The sequence below is a fragment of the Pseudomonas sp. Ma2-10 genome (genome assembly GCF_054330215.1).
The window spans coordinates 82,086-101,948 of the sequence record NZ_JBTEYL010000018.1; the positions used below are offsets into that span (position 1 = coordinate 82,086).

The 19,863-nt window shown below is 59.3% G+C and carries 14 protein-coding genes and 1 pseudogene; 9 read left to right on the forward strand and 6 right to left on the reverse strand.

The annotated features are described in order from the left end of the window. The first annotated feature begins 13 nt into the window (after positions 1-13). From aceK to ACXPVS_RS19925, 3 genes are all read left to right on the forward strand, one after another. Positions 14-1,732, forward strand: a complete 1,719-nt coding sequence (gene aceK, locus ACXPVS_RS19915) for a bifunctional isocitrate dehydrogenase kinase/phosphatase (protein ID WP_458511454.1) — start codon at positions 14-16, stop codon at positions 1,730-1,732. Between the two features lie 113 nt (positions 1,733-1,845). Continuing rightward, on the forward strand, positions 1,846-5,757 hold the full coding sequence (gene hrpA / locus ACXPVS_RS19920) for an ATP-dependent RNA helicase HrpA (protein WP_458511455.1): 3,912 nt from the start codon (positions 1,846-1,848) through the stop codon (positions 5,755-5,757). Positions 5,758-5,966: 209 nt separating this feature from the next. Beyond that, positions 5,967-7,088, forward strand: a complete 1,122-nt coding sequence (locus tag ACXPVS_RS19925; RefSeq protein ID WP_458511456.1) for a beta-ketoacyl-ACP synthase III — start codon at positions 5,967-5,969, stop codon at positions 7,086-7,088. 145 nt (positions 7,089-7,233) lie between these two features. Here the strand turns inward: ACXPVS_RS19925 and ACXPVS_RS19930 are convergent, their stop codons facing one another. Beyond that, the gene (locus ACXPVS_RS19930) at positions 7,234-8,550 is read right to left on the reverse strand and encodes a putative porin (protein ID WP_458511457.1); all 1,317 of its coding nucleotides are present in this window, start codon (positions 8,548-8,550) and stop codon (positions 7,234-7,236) included. Between the two features lie 280 nt (positions 8,551-8,830). Between ACXPVS_RS19930 and ACXPVS_RS19935 the strand changes: the two genes are divergently transcribed. Further along, entirely contained in the window at positions 8,831-9,955 is a 1,125-nt protein-coding gene (locus tag ACXPVS_RS19935; RefSeq protein WP_458511458.1) for a GNAT family N-acetyltransferase, read from the forward strand. A 15-nt stretch (positions 9,956-9,970) separates the two neighbouring features. Here ACXPVS_RS19935 and ACXPVS_RS19940 read toward each other — a convergent pair whose 3' ends face one another. The 4 genes and pseudogenes from ACXPVS_RS19940 to ACXPVS_RS19955 form a co-directional block, all read right to left on the reverse strand. Then, positions 9,971-11,803, reverse strand: coding sequence for an ABC transporter ATP-binding protein (locus ACXPVS_RS19940; RefSeq protein ID WP_458511459.1), 1,833 nt, complete (start codon positions 11,801-11,803; stop codon positions 9,971-9,973). 82 nt (positions 11,804-11,885) lie between these two features. After that, positions 11,886-12,443, reverse strand: a complete 558-nt coding sequence (locus ACXPVS_RS19945) for a peptidylprolyl isomerase (protein WP_458511460.1) — start codon at positions 12,441-12,443, stop codon at positions 11,886-11,888. A gap of 3 nt (positions 12,444-12,446) precedes the next feature. Continuing rightward, positions 12,447-13,252, reverse strand: a pseudogene (locus ACXPVS_RS19950) (alpha/beta fold hydrolase). A gap of 14 nt (positions 13,253-13,266) precedes the next feature. Next, complete coding sequence (locus ACXPVS_RS19955; RefSeq protein ID WP_458511461.1) at positions 13,267-14,190, reverse strand: LysR family transcriptional regulator; 924 nt, start codon at positions 14,188-14,190, stop codon at positions 13,267-13,269. 49 nt (positions 14,191-14,239) lie between these two features. On the opposite strand from ACXPVS_RS19955, the gene ACXPVS_RS19960 reads away from it, so the two are divergent. The 4 genes from ACXPVS_RS19960 (at position 14,240) to ACXPVS_RS19975 (ending at position 16,906) form a co-directional block, all read left to right on the forward strand. Beyond that, entirely contained in the window at positions 14,240-14,569 is a 330-nt protein-coding gene (locus tag ACXPVS_RS19960; RefSeq protein ID WP_458511462.1) for a 3-phosphoglycerate kinase, read from the forward strand. Between the two features lie 150 nt (positions 14,570-14,719). After that, positions 14,720-15,319, forward strand: a complete 600-nt coding sequence (locus tag ACXPVS_RS19965; protein WP_458511463.1) for an FMN-dependent NADH-azoreductase — start codon at positions 14,720-14,722, stop codon at positions 15,317-15,319. Between the two features lie 211 nt (positions 15,320-15,530). Next, complete coding sequence (locus ACXPVS_RS19970) at positions 15,531-16,409, forward strand: carboxylate/amino acid/amine transporter (RefSeq protein WP_458511464.1); 879 nt, start codon at positions 15,531-15,533, stop codon at positions 16,407-16,409. Next, complete coding sequence (locus tag ACXPVS_RS19975; protein ID WP_458511465.1) at positions 16,406-16,906, forward strand: MepB family protein; 501 nt, start codon at positions 16,406-16,408, stop codon at positions 16,904-16,906. The genes ACXPVS_RS19970 and ACXPVS_RS19975 overlap by 4 nt, the downstream gene beginning before the upstream one ends. A gap of 28 nt (positions 16,907-16,934) precedes the next feature. Here the strand turns inward: ACXPVS_RS19975 and ACXPVS_RS19980 are convergent, their stop codons facing one another. Further along, positions 16,935-18,233 (reverse strand): mechanosensitive ion channel family protein, encoded by a 1,299-nt coding sequence (locus ACXPVS_RS19980; protein ID WP_458511466.1) that lies wholly within the window; start codon positions 18,231-18,233, stop codon positions 16,935-16,937. A gap of 192 nt (positions 18,234-18,425) precedes the next feature. Here ACXPVS_RS19980 and ACXPVS_RS19985 point away from each other — a divergent pair, with 192 nt between their 5' ends. After that, a complete protein-coding gene (locus ACXPVS_RS19985) occupies positions 18,426-19,772 on the forward strand; it encodes a DEAD/DEAH box helicase (RefSeq protein ID WP_458511467.1) in 1,347 nt (448 codons plus the stop codon). The last annotated feature ends 91 nt before the right edge of the window (positions 19,773-19,863 follow it).

Below are 19,863 nucleotides of genomic sequence, written 5' to 3' on the forward strand. Positions count from 1 at the left end.
CGAGGTTTTACCTATGCCGCAGCAATGGCCAGCCGCCGACATCGCCCGAATGATCCTCGACGGCTTTGACGATTACCGCGAGCATTTCCGCCAGATCACCGACGGCGCCCGGGCTCGTTTCGAGCAGGCCAAGTGGCAGGAGACGCAATCGGCGTCGGCCGCGCGGATTAATCTCTACGAAGAGAAAGTCAGCGAAACGGTGGAGCGGCTGCGCATCGCTTTCGACGCCGGCACGCTGGATGTCAGCTGCTGGCCGCTGGTCAAAAGCGCTTACATCACGCTGATCGACCTGCGCTTCGACGATGAACTGTCCGAAACCTGGTACAACTCGATCTTCTGCGGACTGTTCAGTCACGACCTGATCAGCGACGGCTGCATGTTCATCCACACCACCCGGCCGAGCCTGCGCCGGGCCCGGGCGGCGCAAACCCGCACCTACAAGCCCCAGGGGCATTTGTCGCAAATGTTGGCGAGCATCTTTGCCGACTACCGCTTCAGCGAAGATTACGCCGACCTGGCCGGCGACTTGCGCCGCCTCGAAGCGCAACTGCGCGAGAACCTGCCGGACTGGGTGTGCAAAGACCCGCAGCTGTCCGTCGAGCTGTTTTCCTCAGTGCTGTACCGCAACAAAGGCGCGTACCTGGTCGGGCGCATCTACACCCAGGACGAGCAATGGCCGCTGGTGATTCCGCTGCTGCACCGCGAAGGGCGCGGGATTCAGATCGATGCGTTGATTACCGATGAAGCGGACGTCTCGATCATTTTCTCGTTCACCCGTTCGTACTTCATGGTCGATGTGCCGGTGCCGGCGGAGTTTATCGGTTTCCTCAAACGCATCCTGCCGGGCAAGCACATCGCCGAGCTGTACACCTCGATCGGCTTTTACAAACACGGGAAATCCGAGTTCTACCGGGCGCTGATCAATCACCTGGCCAACACCGACGATCAGTTCATCATGGCCCCGGGCGTGCGCGGCATGGTGATGAGCGTGTTTACCCTGCCGGGCTTCAACACCGTATTCAAAATCATCAAGGACCGCTTCTCGCCGTCAAAGAACGTCGACCGCGCCACGGTAGTCGAGAAGTACCGTTTGGTGAAAAGCGTCGACCGGGTCGGGCGTCTGGCTGACACCCAGGAATTTGCCGACTTCCGTTTCCCGTTGAGCAAGTTCGACCCGGCGTGCCTGGAAGAATTGCTCGAAGTGGCCGCGTCCACCGTGTCGGTAGAGGATGACACCGTGCTTGTCCGTCACTGCTGGACCGAACGGCGGATGACGCCGTTGAACCTGTATCTGGAGAACGCCAACGACGCTCAGGTCCGCGAGGCGCTGGAAGATTACGGCCTGGCGATCAAGCAACTGGCGGCGGCGAACATCTTTCCCGGCGACATGCTGTTGAAAAATTTTGGCGTCACGCGTCACGGGCGGGTGGTGTTTTATGACTATGACGAGATCTGCTTTCTGACCGAGGCCAACTTCCGGCATATCCCGCAACCGCGCACACCGGAAGATGAGATGGCGTCCGAGCCGTGGTATTCGATTGGGCCGCTGGATGTGTTTCCTGAAGAGTTTCCGCCGTTTTTGTTTGCCGATTCGGGGCAGCGCAAGTTGTTTGATCAGTTGCATGGTGAGTTGTACAACGCCGATTACTGGAAAAGCCTTCAGGAAGCCATTCGCGCGGGGAAGGTGATTGATGTGTTCCCATATCGCCGCAAAGGCCTCGACAACGAATAGCTCACACCGCCACACCTGACACTGATCGTTCCCCCGCGCGGGAACGATCACAGCAGGGCGCAAATCTGCGACAATCCGCCCCCTGCGCCACTAGACGACTTATTGCGTACCTGATGACTGACGAATCGCCTTCCATCGACAAACTGCTGAAAAACCTCGATCACGCCATGCTCGCCGACCGCCACCGGCTGCGGCGGCAGTTGCTTGAGCTGCGTAAAAAACCTGACGAAGCCAAGCTGGCCCAGTGGGTAACGCGCATGCAGGCGTCCTGTGATCAGGTGTTGGCGCGGCGGGCCAGCCTGCCGGTGATTCGTTATGACGACAGCCTGCCGATCGCCGCCAAGCGCGACGAAATCAAAGAAGCGCTGCTCAAGCATCAGGTGCTGATCATTGCCGGCGAAACCGGCTCGGGTAAAACCACCCAGTTGCCGAAGATTTGCCTGGAAATCGGTCGCGGCCAGCATGGCCTGATCGGCCACACCCAGCCCCGTCGAATCGCCGCCCGCAGCGTGGCCAGCCGGGTCGCTGAAGAACTGGCGACGCCGTTGGGTGCGCTGGTCGGCTATCAGGTACGGTTCGAGGATCAGAGCGATTCCAATACCCTGATCAAACTGATGACCGACGGCATCCTGCTGGCGGAAACCCAGAACGACCGCTACCTCGAACGCTACGACACGATCATCGTCGACGAAGCCCACGAACGCAGCCTCAACATCGACTTTCTGCTCGGTTACCTCAAAACCCTGCTGCCACGTCGCCCGGACCTGAAAGTCATCATCACCTCGGCGACCATCGACCTGGAGCGTTTCTCCAAACACTTCGATGACGCGCCAATTGTCGAAGTCTCCGGCCGCACCTTCCCGGTGGACACCTGGTATCGCCCGCTGACCCTGGAGCAGGACGAAGAGGGTAACCGCGTCGAGGATGACTTGACGGTGGATCAGGCCATTCTCGCGACCCTCGACGAAATCGCCGCGTTCGAACGCAGCGAGCGCAAGAGCCCCGGCGATGTGCTGGTGTTCCTGCCCGGCGAGCGTGAGATTCGCGACGCGGCGGACATGCTGCGCAAGGCCCAGCTCAAGCACACCGAAATTCTGCCGCTCTACGCGCGACTGTCGCCGGCCGAACAGCAGCGGATTTTCCAGTCGCATCCGGGCCGACGCGTGGTGTTGGCGACCAACGTCGCGGAAACCTCGCTGACCGTGCCGGGCATTCGTTACGTGATCGACAGCGGCACCGCGCGCATCAGCCGTTACAGCTACCGCGCCAAGGTCCAGCGCCTGCCCATCGAAGCGATTTCCCAGGCCAGCGCCAACCAGCGTAAAGGTCGTTGCGGGCGGGTCGAACCGGGCATTTGCATCCGCCTCTACGGCGAAGAAGATTTCATCGGTCGCGCGGAATTTACCGACCCGGAAATCCTGCGCACCAATCTCGCGGCGGTAATTTTGCAGATGCTGCATCTGCGCCTTGGCGAGATCACCGATTTCCCGTTTATCGAGCCGCCGGATGGCAAAGCCATCAGCGACGGTTTCAACCTGCTGCAAGAACTCTCGGCGGTCGACCGCAACAGCCAGCTGACGCCGCTTGGCCGCCAGTTGGCGCGCTTGCCAGTGGACCCGCGCATGGGCCGCATGCTGCTGGAAGCGGCGAAACTCGGCAGCTTGCAGGAAGTGCTGATTGTCGCCAGCGCCATGTCGATTCAGGACCCGCGCGAGCGTCCGCCGGAACGTCAGCAAGCGGCCGATCAGGCCCACGCGCAATGGAAAGACGTGGACTCGGATTTCGCCGGGCTGGTCAATCTGTGGCGTGGTTTCGAAGAACAGCGCCAGGCGCTGACCGCCAGCCCGCTGCGCAATTGGTGCCGCAAGAACTTCCTGAATTACCTGCGTCTGCGCGAATGGCGCGACTCTCACCGTCAGCTGAGCCTGATCTGCCGCGACATGCAGTTGAGCCTCAATAAAGAGCCGGCGGATTATCCGAAACTGCACAAAGCTGTGCTCTCGGGGCTGCTCAGTCAGATCGGTCAGAAAACCGAAGACGGTGACTACCTCGGTGCCCGTCAGCGGCGTTTCTGGATTCACCCGTCATCGGGCCTCGGTAAAAAGCGTCCGCAATGGCTGATGGCTGCCGAACTGGTGGAAACCACCAAGCTCTACGCGCGCATGGTCGCCAAGATCGACGCCGACTGGATCGAACCCTTGGCCGGGCACCTGATCAAGAAAAACCACTTCGAACCCCATTGGGAGAAGAAGCGCGGTCAAGTCGTGGCGTTCGAGCAGATCACTTTGTTCGGGCTGATCGTGGTCGGTCGCCGGCCGGTGCATTACGGGCCGATTGATCCGCTGGTGTCTCGTGAATTCTTCATTCGTGAAGGCCTGGTACGCGGCGAGATTCAGTCCAAGGCCAAGTGCCTGACGGCCAATGCGCAATTGCTGGAGCAGCTCGACGAACTGGAAGCCAAGGCTCGCCGTCGCGACATTCTGGCGGACGAAGAAACCCTGTTCGCCTTCTACGATGCACGACTGCCGGCGGAGATCCACCAAACCGCGACCTTCGACAGCTGGTACCGGGTCAACAGCCAGAAAGACCCGCAACTGCTGATCATGCGCGAAGATGACGTACTGGCTCGCGAGGCCAGTGAAGTCACCGCGCTGCATTACCCCGACACCTTGCACATCGGTGATCTGGAGTTGGCGCTGAGCTACCACTTCGAGCCGAACCACCCGCGTGACGGCGTGACCCTGCGTGTGCCGGCGCCGTTGTTGCCGATGCTGCCGCCGGAGCGCCTGGAATGGCTGGTGCCGGGCGTGATCGAGGCCAAGTGCATCGCGCTGGTGCGCAACCTGCCCAAAGTCCTGCGCAAGAACTTCGTACCGGTGCCGGACTTCGTCAAAGCCGCATTGCAACGCATGACTTTCGCCGAGGGCTCGTTGCCTCAAGCGCTGGGCCGTGAACTGTTGCGCATGACCGGTGCGCGGGTCAGCGATGAAGCCTGGGCCGAAGCGTCGCAGCAGGTCGACAGTCATTTGCGGATGAACCTGGAAATCGTCGACGGCCAAGGCAAGTTCCTGGGCGAAGGGCGTGATCTGGCGGAACTGACCGCACGCTTTGCCCAAGCCAGTCAAGCGGCGTTGGCCGTGCCGCAAACCGCGAAAAACCAGCACCCGGTGGAGCCGAAAGTGTTTGCCGCCGTCGCCGAGAAAACCCAGCAGAAGATCGCCGGGCTATCGATGACGGTGTATCCGGCGCTGGTGGAAGAGAGCGGCACGGTCAAGGAAGGACGTTTCTCGACGCCGGCCGAGGCAGAGTTTCAACATCGCCGCGCCTTGCAGCGTTTGCTGATGCAGCAACTGGCCGAACCGGCGAAGTTTCTGCGCAGCAAGTTGCCGGGGCTGACCGAATTGGGCTTGATGTACCGCGACATGGGCCGCATCGACAGTCTGGTCGAAGACATTCTGCTGGCCAGCCTCGACAGCTGCATTCTCGACGGCGAAGACCCGTTGCCACGGGATGGCGCCGGGTTGGCGTCACTGGCCGAACGCAAACGCGGTGGCTGGACCGAGCACGCCGAGCGCTTGGCCAAGCTGACGCTGGAGATTCTCAAACTCTGGCACGGCCTGCAAAAACGCTTCAAGGGCAAGATCGATCTGGCGCAAGCCGTGGCCCTGAATGACATCAAGCAGCAGCTCAGTCATCTGGTGTATCCGGGTTTCGTCCGGGAAACCCCGATGCAGTGGCTCAAAGACCTGCCGCGTTATCTGAAAGCGGTCGAGCAGCGCTTCGAGAAAATCGGCGCTCAGGTGCAGAGGGACCGGGTCTGGAGCGGGGAGTTGACTGGGCTGTGGACGCAATATCAAACCCGCACCAACAAACATGCCCAGGAAGGCAAACGCGATCCGCAGCTGGAACTCTATCGCTGGTGGCTGGAGGAATACCGGGTTTCCCTGTTCGCCCAACAATTGGGGACCAAGGTGCCGATCTCCGACAAGCGCCTGAACAAACAATGGACACTCGTGGAGCCGTAGATCTTCGATCTCGCAGAAGGCGCCAAAACCCAATGTTTATGGCAAACTTCGCGCCTATAAACGCCGGTCCCGTGGTTTTGAGCCTTCGCAGGTCTGGGCGGATCGGAATAAAGCGATGCCAGGTTTGCGTCCCCTGACGGGAGCAGATCCTTTGTGTGTTGGTACGTCGGTACCAATACTTTCTGCCTGAACAGATTAGAGAAACGACCATGCATAACGTCGTCATCAGCGGCACCGGCCTGTACACCCCGGCCAACAGCATCTCCAACGAAGAGCTGGTGCAGTCTTTCAACGCTTACGTCGCGCAATTCAACGCCGACAATGCGGATGCCATCGCGCGCGGCGAAATCGAAGTGTTGACCGAGTCCAGCGCGGCGTTTATCGAAAAGGCGTCGGGCATCAAAAGCCGCTTTGTCATGGACAAGGAAGGCATCCTCGACCCGCAACGCATGGCGCCACGCCTGCCGGAACGCTCGAATGACGAGTGGTCGGTACTTTGCCAAATGGCCATCGGCGCCGCTGAGCAAGCCTTGCAGCGTGCCGGCAAAACCGCCGCGGACATCGACGGCGTGATTGTCGCCTGCTCCAACCTGCAACGGGCCTACCCGGCCATCGCCATCGAAGTCCAGGAAGCCTTGGGCATCCAGGGTTTTGGTTTCGACATGAACGTCGCTTGCTCCTCGGCGACCTTCGGCATTCAGGCTGCGGCCAACAGCGTGCAACTGGGCCAGGCCCGGGCGATTTTGATGGTCAACCCGGAAGTCTGCACCGGTCACCTGAACTTCCGCGACCGTGACAGCCACTTCATCTTCGGCGACGCCGCGACTGCGGTGATCATCGAGCGTGCTGACCTGGCAACGTCCAAGTACCAGTTCGACATCGTCAGCACCAAGCTGCTGACCAAGTTTTCCAACAACATCCGCAACAACTTCGGCTTCCTTAACCGCGCGGCGCAAGAAGGCATCGGTGCCAAGGACAAACTGTTCGTGCAGGAAGGCCGCAAGGTGTTCCGCGATGTCTGCCCGATGGTCGCCGAGCTGATCGCTACGCACCTGGAAGAGAACACGCTCAACATCAACGACGTGAAACGCTTCTGGCTGCATCAGGCCAACCTCAGCATGAACCACCTGATCGTCAAGAAGCTGCTGGGCCGCGAAGCCAGCGAAGAAGAAGCCCCGGTGATTCTCGACACCTACGCCAACACCAGCTCCGCCGGTTCCGTGATTGCGTTTCACAAGAACCAGGACGATCTGGCCGCCGGTTCGCTGGCCGTCCTCAGCTCGTTCGGCGCCGGTTACTCGATTGGCAGCGTGATTCTGCGCAAGCGCTGATCTGCTTGTCGCAGTAGCTACGATCTTTTTTTTTGCGCCAAAAAAAACTCGCGCTGCAGTATCGGACGGATGATGGGGACCGATACCACAGCGCGAGTTTGTAAAAGCGGCTCGGGCTTCCTTGCCCGAGTCGTGTAGCGGGGAATCAGAACTTCGCTTCGGCATCCAGTTGCAGGGTGTTGATGTCCGAATCCCTGAGAGTGGCGTTAGTGTAGTCAGAGTTAGCCATGAAATACGTCGCCCCCAGGGCGAAGTTCTTGTCCAGTTCGTAACTCACTTTCAACTTGCTGCCACGCGAACCGGTGAAACCGTTGGCGAAGTCGGAGTCGGTGAAGGCGCCGACCACTGCGTTACGCTGCACGTCGCGGTAGTTGTAGTCCACGGCGAAGCCGTAGAACTTGGTCTTTACACCGGCCAACCAGGCAGAGTCCTGATCGTTGCTGGCGTCTTTGTTGTTCACGTACTGACCGTATAGCGAGAGCGGCATCGGCAGGCCACCGATGTCGAGCTGACCAAAGCCTTCGTACAGTTTGAATTGCTCGTTCGGGCTGTTGCCGTTGATGGCCAGTGCAGCTGGAATGCTGGTGCCCCCGGCTCTGATGTCGTCGTCGTTGTCGTAGCCGTAGACGCTGCCACCCAGGGTCAGTTTCAGGTTGTCGGTGATAGCGAAGCGCGCACCCAACTGGCCAGCGTACAGGCGCAAGTCGTGTTTGAACTGCACGCCGTCGCCGTCGACGTTGTCCTTGAGGGTGTAGTGACCGGCGCTACCGAACAGCTCGGTGCTGGCGCCCAGCGGGTATTTGTAAGCCACCGACAGACCTTCCGGGCTGATGTCGCTATCCCAGATGATGTCGCCCATGCTCACCCATTGCTGCGGCATCTTGCCGCCAACGATGTGCAGGTTCTTGATGGCGTCCGGGTGGTAGTCGACGTAACCCTGATCCAGCCAAATCTGCTTCTTGTCGAAGTAATTGTCCAGACTCTGGTTGGTGGAGCGAGCGTCGTCGTTGTTACCGGTGGCGATACGGATACCGGTGTCGACTTGCGGGTTGATCTCGCTGTAGGCACCCAGGCGGGCACGAATGCGCTGACGATCCTGGTCTTTGTTGTTTGAGACGCCATCGTTGTGCACGTTTTCCTGACGGAAGCGCACGTCACCCTTGAATTGGGTCTTGGCAGCCCACGCCAGTTTCTGGTCGAAGGTACTCAGTTCATTGGTTTTTTTCGCGGTCGCCGCGATCTGTTCGTTGGTCTCTTGTTGAGCCTGGCGGGCGATTTGCTGGTCTTTTTGATCCCTGGCCAGCTCGGTTTGCAGTTCGGTGTACTGCGCAGGCGAAATCGAGCCGTTTGCCTTGAGCATATCGAGCAGTTTGGCGTCGACTGCGGCGCTGGCCGGAACACTCATGGCCAGCAGCAACCCACCACACAAGGCCGCCGCAGTTTTCGTGGAAGCAAGACGCATATCAATCTCCGAAGATGAAAGAGGATGACTGAGCCATCCAGGACACAACCGACCTTTATGGGCGGAAAGCAGTGGCCGGGCTAGAACCCGACGTTCTAAAAACAGACGCCAGTATCGCGATGGTTTATGACAGGGCAGTGGCAAAGTGATGGCGTCTCGATGACGATATGAATATGGGGTAAACCCTTATCCAGAGCCCTGTCGGCGGATTGCTCGTGTGGATTTTTTGGCGATGGGCGATACTCGCCGGGCTTTCACACAAAGAAGTAGGGAAGAACTGATGCCGCTGCAACGTCTGGAAAGCCTGTCCGAAATCGCGTCGCAGACGTGGGATGCCCTGGTACCCGAGAATCAACCCTTTCTGCGCCACGCCTTTCTCAGCGCACTGGAAGACAGCGGCAGCGTCGGCCCTCATTCGGGCTGGCAACCCGAGCATTTGCTGCACATCGAAGGCGACCGCCTGATTGCCGCGCTGCCCAGTTACCGCAAATGGCACTCCTATGGCGAGTACGTGTTCGATCACGCCTGGGCCGATGCCTGTGAGCGTGCCGGTATCGATTACTACCCCAAGCTGCTGACGGCTGTGCCGTTCAGTCCGGTCAGCGGCCCGCGTTTGCTGGCGGCCACGCGCGAGGACGGTTTCGAACTGTTGAAAAGCCTGCCGGGCTACCTTGAAATCGAACAACTCTCCAGTGCCCACATCAACTTCACCGACCCGTTCACTGACGCCGCCTTGGCCGAGCAGCCAGGCTGGTTACAGCGAATCGGCTGTCAGTACCACTGGCAGAATCGTGACTATCGGGACTTTCAGGACTTCCTCGACGCTCTCAGTTCGCGCAAGCGCAAGCAGATGCGCAAGGAACGCGAACACGTAGCGGGCCAGGGCATTGATTTCGAATGGCTTGAAGGTAGGCAACTCGATCAGGCGCAGTGGGATTTTGTCTATGCCTGCTACGCCAACACCTACGCAGTGCGTCGGCAAGCGCCGTATCTGACGCGGGAGTTTTTCAGTTTGCTGGCCGAGCGCATGCCAGAGTCGATTCGCGTGGTGCTGGCCAAGCAAGGCTCACGGCCGGTGGCCATGGCGTTCAGTCTGATGGGGGGCGACAGTTTTTACGGCCGTTATTGGGGCTGTCTGGCGGAGTTCGACCGTTTGCACTTCGAGACTTGTTTCTACCAGGGCATGGACTACGCGATTGCCAATGGCTTCCAGCGTTTCGATGCCGGTGCCCAGGGCGAGCACAAGTTGATTCGCGGGTTCGAACCCGTGATTACTCACTCTTGGCACTATTTGCGTCATCCCGGGCTGAAAGCCGCCGTCAAAGACTTCCTGCGACAAGAGCGCGTTGGCGTGTTGGCGTACGCCGAGGAAGCGAGGACGGCCTTGCCTTACCGGCAAGGCTGAGGGGGCAAGATCGCTTCAATCGATCCCGACAAATCCACCCGTCTGGTGCTGCCACAACCGCGCATACAACCCGCCATGGGCCAGCAGTTCGGCGTGGCTGCCGGTTTCGGCGATGTTGCCTTTTTCCAGCACCACCAGCCGGTCCATGCGGGCGATGGTCGAGAGCCGGTGGGCGATGGCGATCACGGTTTTGCCTTGCATCAGGGTTTCGAGGCTTTCCTGGATCGCTGCTTCGACCTCTGAATCCAGCGCTGAGGTGGCCTCGTCCATGATCAGGATCGGCGCGTCCTTGAGCAGCACGCGAGCAATCGCAATCCGCTGACGCTGACCGCCGGAGAGTTTCACCCCGCGTTCACCGACGTGGGCATCGAAACCAGTGCGGCCTTCGGCGTCCGACAACAACGGGATGAACTCGTCGGCGCGGGCCTTGTGCACTGCCTCCCAGAGTTCTGCGTCGGTGGCGTCGGGTTTGCCGTACAGCAAATTGTCGCGGATTGAGCGATGCAGCAAAGACGTGTCCTGGGTGATCATGCCAATGCGCTCGCGCAGGCTTTCCTGGCCGACTTCGGCGATGTTCTGGCCGTCGATGAGGATGCGTCCGCCCTCCACGTCATAGAGGCGCAGCAGCAGGTTGACCAGGGTTGACTTGCCGGCACCGGACGGACCGATCAGGCCGATTTTTTCACCGGGCTTGATGCTCAGGTTGAGGTCGCCGATGATCCCGCGCTTCTTTCCGTAATGGAAATCCACGTCCTCGAAACGCACTTCACCACGGGTGACCGCCAGCGGTTTGGCCTGCTCGCGATCGGTGACGCTGACCGGTTGAGAAATGGTCTGCAAACCGTCCTGAACCATGCCAATGTTTTCGAAAATCCCGGTGACCACCCACATGATCCAGCCGGACATGTTGACGATACGGATCACCAGGCCGGTAGCCAGGGCAATCGCGCCTACGGTAATCAGCGACTGCGTCCACAGCCAGAGAGCCAGGCCGGTGGTGCCGACGATCAGCAAGCCGTTCATGCTGGTGATGACCACGTCCATGCTGGTGACCACTCGGCCGGCCAGTTGGGCTTTTTCGGTTTGTTCCTTGATCGCTTCGCGAGCGTATTGCTGCTCGAAGTTGGTGTGGGCGAACAGCTTCAGGGTAGTGATGTTGGTGTAGCCGTCGACGATCCGCCCCATGAGTTTGGAGCGCGCATCGGAGGACACGACCGAGCGTTCCTTGACCCGTGGCACGAAGTAGCAAAGGGCACTCAGGAAGGCCACGATCCAGGTCAGTAGCGGGATCATCAGGCGCCAGTCGGCTTCGGCGAACAGCACCAGCGCACTGATCGCGTAGATCAGCACGTGCCACAGCGCGTCCACGGCTTGTACGGCCGAATCGCGCAGTGAGTTACCGGTTTGCATGATGCGTTGGGCGATGCGCCCGGCGAAGTCGTTCTGGAAAAAATTCAGGCTCTGTTTGAGCACATAACTGTGATTCTGCCAGCGAATCAGGCTGGTCATGCTGGGGCTCAGCGTCTGGTGCACCAGCAGGTCATGCAGGCCAACAAAAATCGGTCGGAAAACCAGGGCTACCACTGCCATCCAGGCCAGTTCGATGCCGTGTTCCTTGAAGAAATCGACGTTAGGCGTGCCTTGGGTCAGGTCGATAATGCGACTCAGGTAACTGAACAGCGCCACTTCGATCAGCGCACCGATCAGACCGACGAACAGCAGGACGGCGAAACTCGGCCAGACCTGTTTCAGGTAATAGGTATAGAAAGGGAGAACCCGATCCGGCGGAGCGGCCGTCGGGGCATCGCGGAAAATATCGATCAGTTTCTCAAAACGGCGATAAAGCATCAGTTCTCCGCCCGCGCACGGGCTCTCCTTTGAACAGTGTGAGCGGCGCAGTCCGGCAGCCGCTCAAGACTTCCTGTGTAGCTTAGTCGATGACTTTGGCCGACTTGATGAACACAGGGTCGGCTGGCACATCTTTCATGCCGCCACGGGTGGTGGTTTGTGAGTTGACGATGACATCCACCACGTCCATGCCTTTCACGACTTTACCGAAGACCGCATAGCCATCACCGCTGTCGAGGAAGTCATTGTCTTTGACGTTCACGAAGAACTGGCTAGTGGCCGAATCAGGATTAGAGGTGCGGGCCATGGACAGCGTGCCACGGACGTTATGCAGACCGTTTTTGGACTCGTTCTTGATCGGTGCTTTGGTTTCTTTCTGCTGCATTTGTTGAGTGAAACCGCCGCCCTGGACCATGAAACCTGGAATCACACGGTGAAAAATCGTGTTGTTGTAGAAGCCGCTGTTGACGTATTCAAGGAAGTTCTTGGTACTGATCGGCGCTTTGACCGGGTCCAGTTCGATCTCGATCTGGCCGTTAGTGGTTTCCAGCAGCACGTGCGGCGCCTTGGCGGGCGTTGCGGCCATCAGGTTGGCGGCAAACAGCACGGAGCCAGCGACGAGGGCGATTTTTTTCAGCATGGGTCAGTGATCCTGAGTGAGGTGGTGTCGACTGCGGTTAGAAACTCGAGCAGCGTTTGGTTGAAAATTTCGGGTTGATCCAACGGGGTGGCGTGACGCGAATCGGCGATCACCACCAGCCGCGCATCGGGCAGCAGTTTTACGTAGGTCTCTTTCAGCGAGACCGGTGTGTAGTCGCGGTCGGCGCTGACGATGAGGGTTGGACAGGAAACCCTCGAAAGTCGTTCCTGAACCCCCCAGCCAACGATTGCATCGAAGCTGGCGAGATAAGCATATTTGTCGTTTTTTGCCCAGCGCTCGGCCATTTTTTGACGCAGGTCGGCCTGTTCGGGTTTGGGGAATAGTTTGCCGCCCAGGGCCTTGCCGATGGCGCCGAGACTGAGGACGCGCATCAGGCTCCAGCGCTTGAACCACTGCCAGTAATCGTCGCGGCTGCGCAGTTTGACCTCGGGCGCGCTGTTGACGATGCACAGGCTTTTGAGCAAATGCGGCTGGTCCACGGCCAGTTGAAAACCGATCATGCCGCCCATGGACAGGCCCACGTAATGAGTGGGGCCAAGGTTCAGGTGTTCAATGAGGGCGATCAGGTCGGCGCTGAAGCCGGCGATGCTGTAGCGCTCGCGAGGTTTGTCGGAGCGACCGTGGCCGCGTACATCCGCAACGATCACTCGGTAGCGGGCCGACAACGCCGCGATCTGCTTTTCCCAGTCCAGGGTGCTGGAACCCAGCCCGTGGACCAGCAGCAACGGCGTGCCGTGGCCATATTCCTCATAGTGCAGGTTGCAACCTTCGTGTTCGAAATAGGCCATGCGTGCTCTCCGTGTCAGGCTTGTTCAGGGGCGGCGAAAGGTGCATCCAGCGGCGCCGTGTCGAAAGTGCGCAGCAGTTCGATGAGAATCTGCGTGGCCGGACCCAAGGGTTTGTCCTTGTTCGAGTACAGGTAGAAGCTCGGGTTGCGGCTGCCACCCTGGTCCAACGGTAGCCGTTTGAGCAGACCTTCCTTGAGTTCCCGTTCGATCATGTGCCGAGGCAACCAGGCGAAACCCAGACCGCTGCTGACAAAAGTTGCCGCCGTGGCCAGGCTGCCGACGGTCCAGCGCTGTTCCGCGCCGAGCCAGCCGACGTCCCGTGGTTGCTGGCGACCGGAGTCGCGGATGACCACTTGCAACTGGCTTTCCAGGTCCTGGAAATTCAGTTCGCGATTGAGGCGATGCAAGGGATGCTCGGGATGGGCGACCGCGACGAACTCGACGTCGCTTAATTCCGCGCCCAGATAACCCGGAATGCTGAAACCACTGATGGCCAGATCAGCCACACCTTCGAGCAGTACTTCTTCAACGCCCGACAACACCTCCTCACGCAGACGCACCCGGCAGCCACGGCTCTGTGGCATGAAGGCGGTCAAGGCGCGAACGAGGCGGGCGCTCGGGTAGGCGGCGTCAACCACCAGCCGCACTTCCGCTTCCCAGCCTTGTTCCATGTGATGGGCCAGGTCCTCCAACTGACTGGCCTGTTTCACCAGTTGCCGCGAACGGCGCAGCAGCACGCCACCGGCTTCGGTCAGCACCGCTTTGCGGCCGTCGATGCGTAACAGCGGCACGCCGAGTTGGTCCTGCATGCGGGCCACGGTGTAGCTCACCGATGATTGAGAGCGGTGCAGCGCTTCGGCGGCCTGAGCGAAACCACCGTGGTCGACCACGGCCTGTAACGTTCGCCATTGATCAAGGGTCACGCGGGGCGCTTTCATGAATAGCTCCTCTTGTCCTAAGCTGGCAGTCCTTTCTGGAGACTGCTGAATGAAAAAGCTTTGTTGTGTGGTATCGGGTTGTGTGCTGCTGGCGATGCTGCCGCTGACGGCGTTTGCCTATCCGATCGACGTTGAAAAACAGCTGAACGGCTTGAGCATCGACTACAACGCGTATGACACGGATAGCGACATCGCCTCCCTTCGGGTGAACAACTACGGCACCACCGATGCGGCCTGCAAGGTGGTTTTCAACAATGGCCCGGAAGCGCCGCGCACCCGCAATATCGAAGTGGCCGCTGGTAAACACCGAAATGCCACCGCCAAGTTCAACCGAAGCATCATCAAGATGCGTATCAAACTGACGTGCACCCCCAAATGACCTCCAGCGGAGTACGCCCGCCAGGCATGCTCCGCTTGTAAACGAATTTGTTGATGGGTTATAGCAGTTATTTGCGCTTTTTCATCGATTTGACTCTGTTTAACCTTCACTCCATCGACTTACAGCATTCTCAGATGGAGGCTACATCCCATGTCCCGCGTTCTGATCATCGAAAGCAGCGCTCGTCAGCAAGACTCGGTTTCGCGTCAACTGACCCAGACCTTCATCAGCCAGTGGCAAACCGCGCACCCGAACGACCCCATCACCGTTCGTGACCTGGCCGTCAACCCGGTGCCGCATCTGGATATCAACCTGCTGGGCGGCTGGATGAAACCTGCCGAGCAGCGCAACGACATCGAACAGACCTCCCTGGAGCGCTCCAACCAGTTGACCGACGAGCTTCTGGCCTCGGATGTACTGGTCATGGCCGCGCCGATGTACAACTTCGCCATCCCGAGCACCCTCAAAGCCTGGCTCGACCATGTGCTGCGTGCCGGCGTGACGTTCAAGTACACCGACACCGGCCCGCAAGGCTTGCTCAGCGGCAAGCGTGCCTACGTGCTGACCGCCCGCGGCGGGATCTACGCCGGCGGCCTGGCGGATCACCAGGAACCGTACCTGCGTCAGGTGATGGCGTTCATCGGGATCCACGACGTCACGTTCATTCATGCCGAAGGCATGAACCTGGGCGGTGACTTCCAGGCGAAAGGCCTGAGCCAGGCTAATGCAAAGCTTTTCCTCGTCGCCTGAGGCTTTAATCGCCAGATAATCCCTTGATGTTCAAGTGTCCTGGCGCAACCCCTTCAAGGCTTTACGCGCATCAAACCTCCCTTTGCACTTATTGCTCCTGAGTGCTGTAGCCCGATTGAACGCTTTAGCGAGATCGGGCTTTTTTTTGCCTGTGATTTAGCGAAGGCCGACAAAAACCGCTATCGTCGCCGCCATTCGAAACGAGGCGAGCATGGGCTATCTACTTTTTGTCACGCTGATTCAAGCGTTTTCCTTCAGCTTGATCGGCGAATACCTGGCCGGTCATGTCGACAGTTACTTTGCGGTGCTGGTGCGAGTGGTGCTGGCGGGGCTGGTGTTCATTCCGTTGACCCGCTGGCGTTCGGTTGAACCGGCATTCATGCGCGGCATGCTGCTGATCGGCGCATTGCAGTTCGGCGTGACGTACGTCTGCCTGTACCTGAGCTTTCGGGTGCTGACAGTGCCGGAGGTGTTGCTGTTCACCATCCTCACGCCGCTGCACGTGACCTTGATCGAAGACGCGCTGAACCGACGCTTCAACCCCTGGGCATTGATCGCAGCATTGGTGGCGGTGATGGGCGCGGCCGTGATTCGCTACGACCGGATCAACCCGGATTTCCTCATGGGGTTCCTGCTGCTGCAACTGGCCAACTTCACCTACGCCGCCGGGCAGGTGCTCTACAAACATCTGGTCGCCCGTCATCCAAGCGATCTGCCGCATTATCGACGCTTCGGTTACTTCTATCTCGGCGCATTGGCGGTGGCGTTGCCAGCGTTTCTGCTGTTCGGCAAACAGAACTTCCTGCCCGAAGCACCACTGCAATGGGGCGTGCTGGTGTTCCTCGGCCTGGTCTCGACCGCATTGGGGCTGTACTGGTGGAACAAAGGCGCGTGCCTGGTGAATGGAGGGACGCTCGCGGTGATGAACAACCTGCATGTGCCGCTTGGGTTGCTGATCAATCTGCTGATCTGGAATCAGCATGAAGCGCTGGGGCGGTTGTTCCTCGGCGGGTCGGTGATTTTGCTGGCGGTGTGGATCAGCCGATTGGGTGTCAGGCGAGAAGTGCTGCCGTTGCGGGAACGGCCATGACGGACCTGATCGCCGCCATCGAGCGGATCTACAAGCCCGCAGGCATGACATTAACGGATGAAGTTCGGCGTGAGGAGGAGAGTGCCGAATACGGCGCCTGCCGTTTTGGCCTCGATGGCCAGACGATTGTCTACCGTGTGGCGAAAACCACGCCGACCAAGATCGGCCAGTTCGTCACGTTGTGGAAACGGCCGACGCCGGCCGGCGAAATTGCACCGCTAGACACCGGCGATGGGGTTGCCTTTGTGGTGGTGAGCGTTGCTGATGAAACGCACTGGGGACAGTTTGTGTTTGACCAGAAAATACTGGCGGCCAAAGGGGTCATGTCGATTGACGGTGACGGCGGCAAACGCGCCATTCGCGTCTATCCGCCCTGGGTCAGGCCTGTCGCAAAACAGGCGATCAGGACGCAGCAATGGCAGCTGAAGTATTTCCTCGCACTTGAACAGAACGGGAGCGCCGATGCGGTTCAGGTAGGCCGACTTTTTGGAAAGTAGACAACTGACCCCTGTGGGAGATGTGGTGCTACATGATGTGTTTTTCGGCTTGGGGGATGTGGCTTGCACCCAGCAGCGCCGGCACCAACCCGGACCTTAAATCACCGCCACTGGGCTGCTGATACAGGCTCAAGCCAAATTCCGGCAACACCGCCAGCAGGTAATCAAAAATATCCCCCTGAATCCGCTCGTAATCGGCCCATGCCGTGGTGCGGGTAAAACAGTAGAGCTCCAGCGGAATGCCCTGTGCCGTGGTCTGCATCTGGCGGACCATGCAGGTCATGTTCGGCTGGATTTGCGGGTGACTCTTCAAATACGCCAGTGCATAGGCGCGGAAGGTCCCGATATTGGTCATCCGTCGACGGTTGGTCGACATTGCCGCCACATTGCCCTGGGCTTCGTTCCAGGCCTTGAGTTCGGCCTGCTTGCGGCTGATGTAGTCGGTCAGCAGATGCACCTGGGATAGCTTCAGCTCTTCGTCATCACGGATGAACCGCACGCCACTGGCGTCGATGAACAGGCAGCGCTTGATCCGTCGCCCACCGGACTGCTGCATCCCGCGCCAGTTCTTGAACGACTCGGACATCAGGCGCCAGGTCGGAATCGAAACGATGGTTTTGTCGAAGTTCTGCACCTTGACCGTGTGCAACGTGATGTCGACTACGTCACCATCGGCGCCGACTTGCGGCATCTCGATCCAGTCGCCGACCCGCAACATGTCGTTGCTGGTCAGCTGCACACTGGCGACGAACGACAGCAGGGTGTCTTTGTAGACCAACAGAATCACTGCCGACATGGCGCCCAGCCCCGACAGCAGCAATAGCGGCGAACGGTCGATCAGCGTGGCGACGATGATGATCGCGCCCAACACGTACAAGACCATTTTCGTCAACTGCACATAGCCTTTGATCGAGCGGGTGCGGGCATGTTCGGTGCGCGCGTAGATGTCGAGCAGGGCGCTGAGCAGGGCACTGACCGCCAACATCAGGAACAGAATGGTGAACGCCAGCGCGACGTTACCGAGGAAGATCAGACTGGTCTTGCCCAACTCCGGCACCAGGTGCAAGCCGAACTGGATCACCAGCGACGGGGTCATCTGTGCCAGGCGATGGAAGACCTTGTTGTGCCGCAAGTCGTTGACCCAATGCAACGCGGGCTGGCGACCGAGCATTTTGGTCGCATGCAGAATGAGGTAGCGCGCCACCCGTCCGAGGACCAGCGCAATCACCAGCAATAGCACCAATGCCAGGCTGGAATGCAGGAGCGGGTGCTGATCAAGGGCACCCCAGAGGTCTTGGACGTTGAGCCAGAGCTGTTTGATATCCATGGGCGAAAACGGTTCTTCTGTAGGACGCGACGGGCGATTAGAGCATTTAAGACGCTTTGGATGACGCTTGAAGAAAAAAGAGGCAACAAAAAAACCACTGTTTAGCGCCGTTTGTATAAAGAAACTCGGCCTCAGCGCTCGAAACCGTTACCCTATGCAGCTGTTTTTTTGTATTTCTTCGAGGTAGCACCCGTGTTTTCCCAATTCGCCCTGCACGAACGCCTGCTCAAAGCCGTGGCCGAGCTTAAATTTGTCGAGCCAACGCCTGTGCAAGCAGCGGCTATTCCGCTGGCGCTCCAAGGGCGTGACCTGCGGGTGACAGCGCAAACCGGTAGCGGCAAAACCGCTGCGTTCGTTTTGCCGATCCTCAACCGTCTGATCGGCCCGGCTAAAGTCCGCGTTAGCATCAAGACCCTGATCCTGCTGCCGACCCGCGAGCTGGCCCAGCAAACCATCAAGGAAGTTGAGCGTTTCGCTCAGTTCACCTTCATCAAGTCCGGCCTGATCACCGGCGGTGAAGACTTCAAGGTCCAGGCTGCCATGCTGCGCAAGGTGCCGGACATCCTGATCGGTACGCCGGGCCGGATGATCGAGCAACTGAACGCCGGCAACCTCGACCTAAAAGAAGTTGAAGTACTGGTCCTCGACGAAGCCGACCGCATGCTCGACATGGGCTTTGCCGAAGACGTCCAGCGTCTGGTGCAAGAGTGCACCAACCGTCAGCAGACCATGCTGTTCTCCGCCACCACCGGTGGTTCGGGCCTGCGCGAGATGGTCGCCAAGGTGCTGAACAACCCTGAGCACCTGCAGCTCAACAACGTCAGCGATCTGAATGCGACCACCCGTCAGCAGATCATCACCGCTGACCACAACCAGCACAAAGAACAGATCGTGAACTGGCTGCTGGCTAACGAGACCTATCAGAAGGCCATCGTGTTCACCAACACCCGGGCCATGGCCGACCGTATTTACGGCCGCTTGGTGGCGCAGGACTACAAAGCGTTCGTCCTGCACGGTGACAAAGACCAGAAGGACCGCAAACTGGCAATCGACCGCCTGAAGCAGGGCGGCGTGAAAATCCTCGTCGCCACCGACGTCGCTGCTCGCGGCCTCGACGTGGATGGCCTGGACCTGGTGATCAACTTCGACATGCCGCGCAGCGGCGACGAATACGTTCACCGCATCGGTCGTACCGGTCGCGCCGGCAACGATGGCCTGGCCATCTCGCTGATCTGCCACGGCGACTGGAACCTGATGTCGAGCGTCGAGCGCTACCTCAAGCAGAGCTTCGAGCGCCGCACCATCAAGGAAATCAAAGGCACCTACGGCGGACCGAAAAAGGTCAAGGCTTCGGGCAAAGCGGTTGGCGTGAAGAAGAAAAAGGTCGACGCCAAAGGCGACAAGAAGAAAACCGGCGCCAAGGCGCCAACCAAGCGCAAGATCGCCAACCGTCCGAAGACCGACGCCCTGTCGCTGGTCAGCAAGGACGGCATGGCGCCGCTCAAGCGCCGCAAGCCGGAAGCGCCGGCTGCTGAATAAGCCGTTGTAGCGACCCATAAAAAACCGGACAAAAATGTCCGGTTTTTTTATGCCTGGGATTCCTCGTGATCATCCGGTTCAGGTGTTGCCC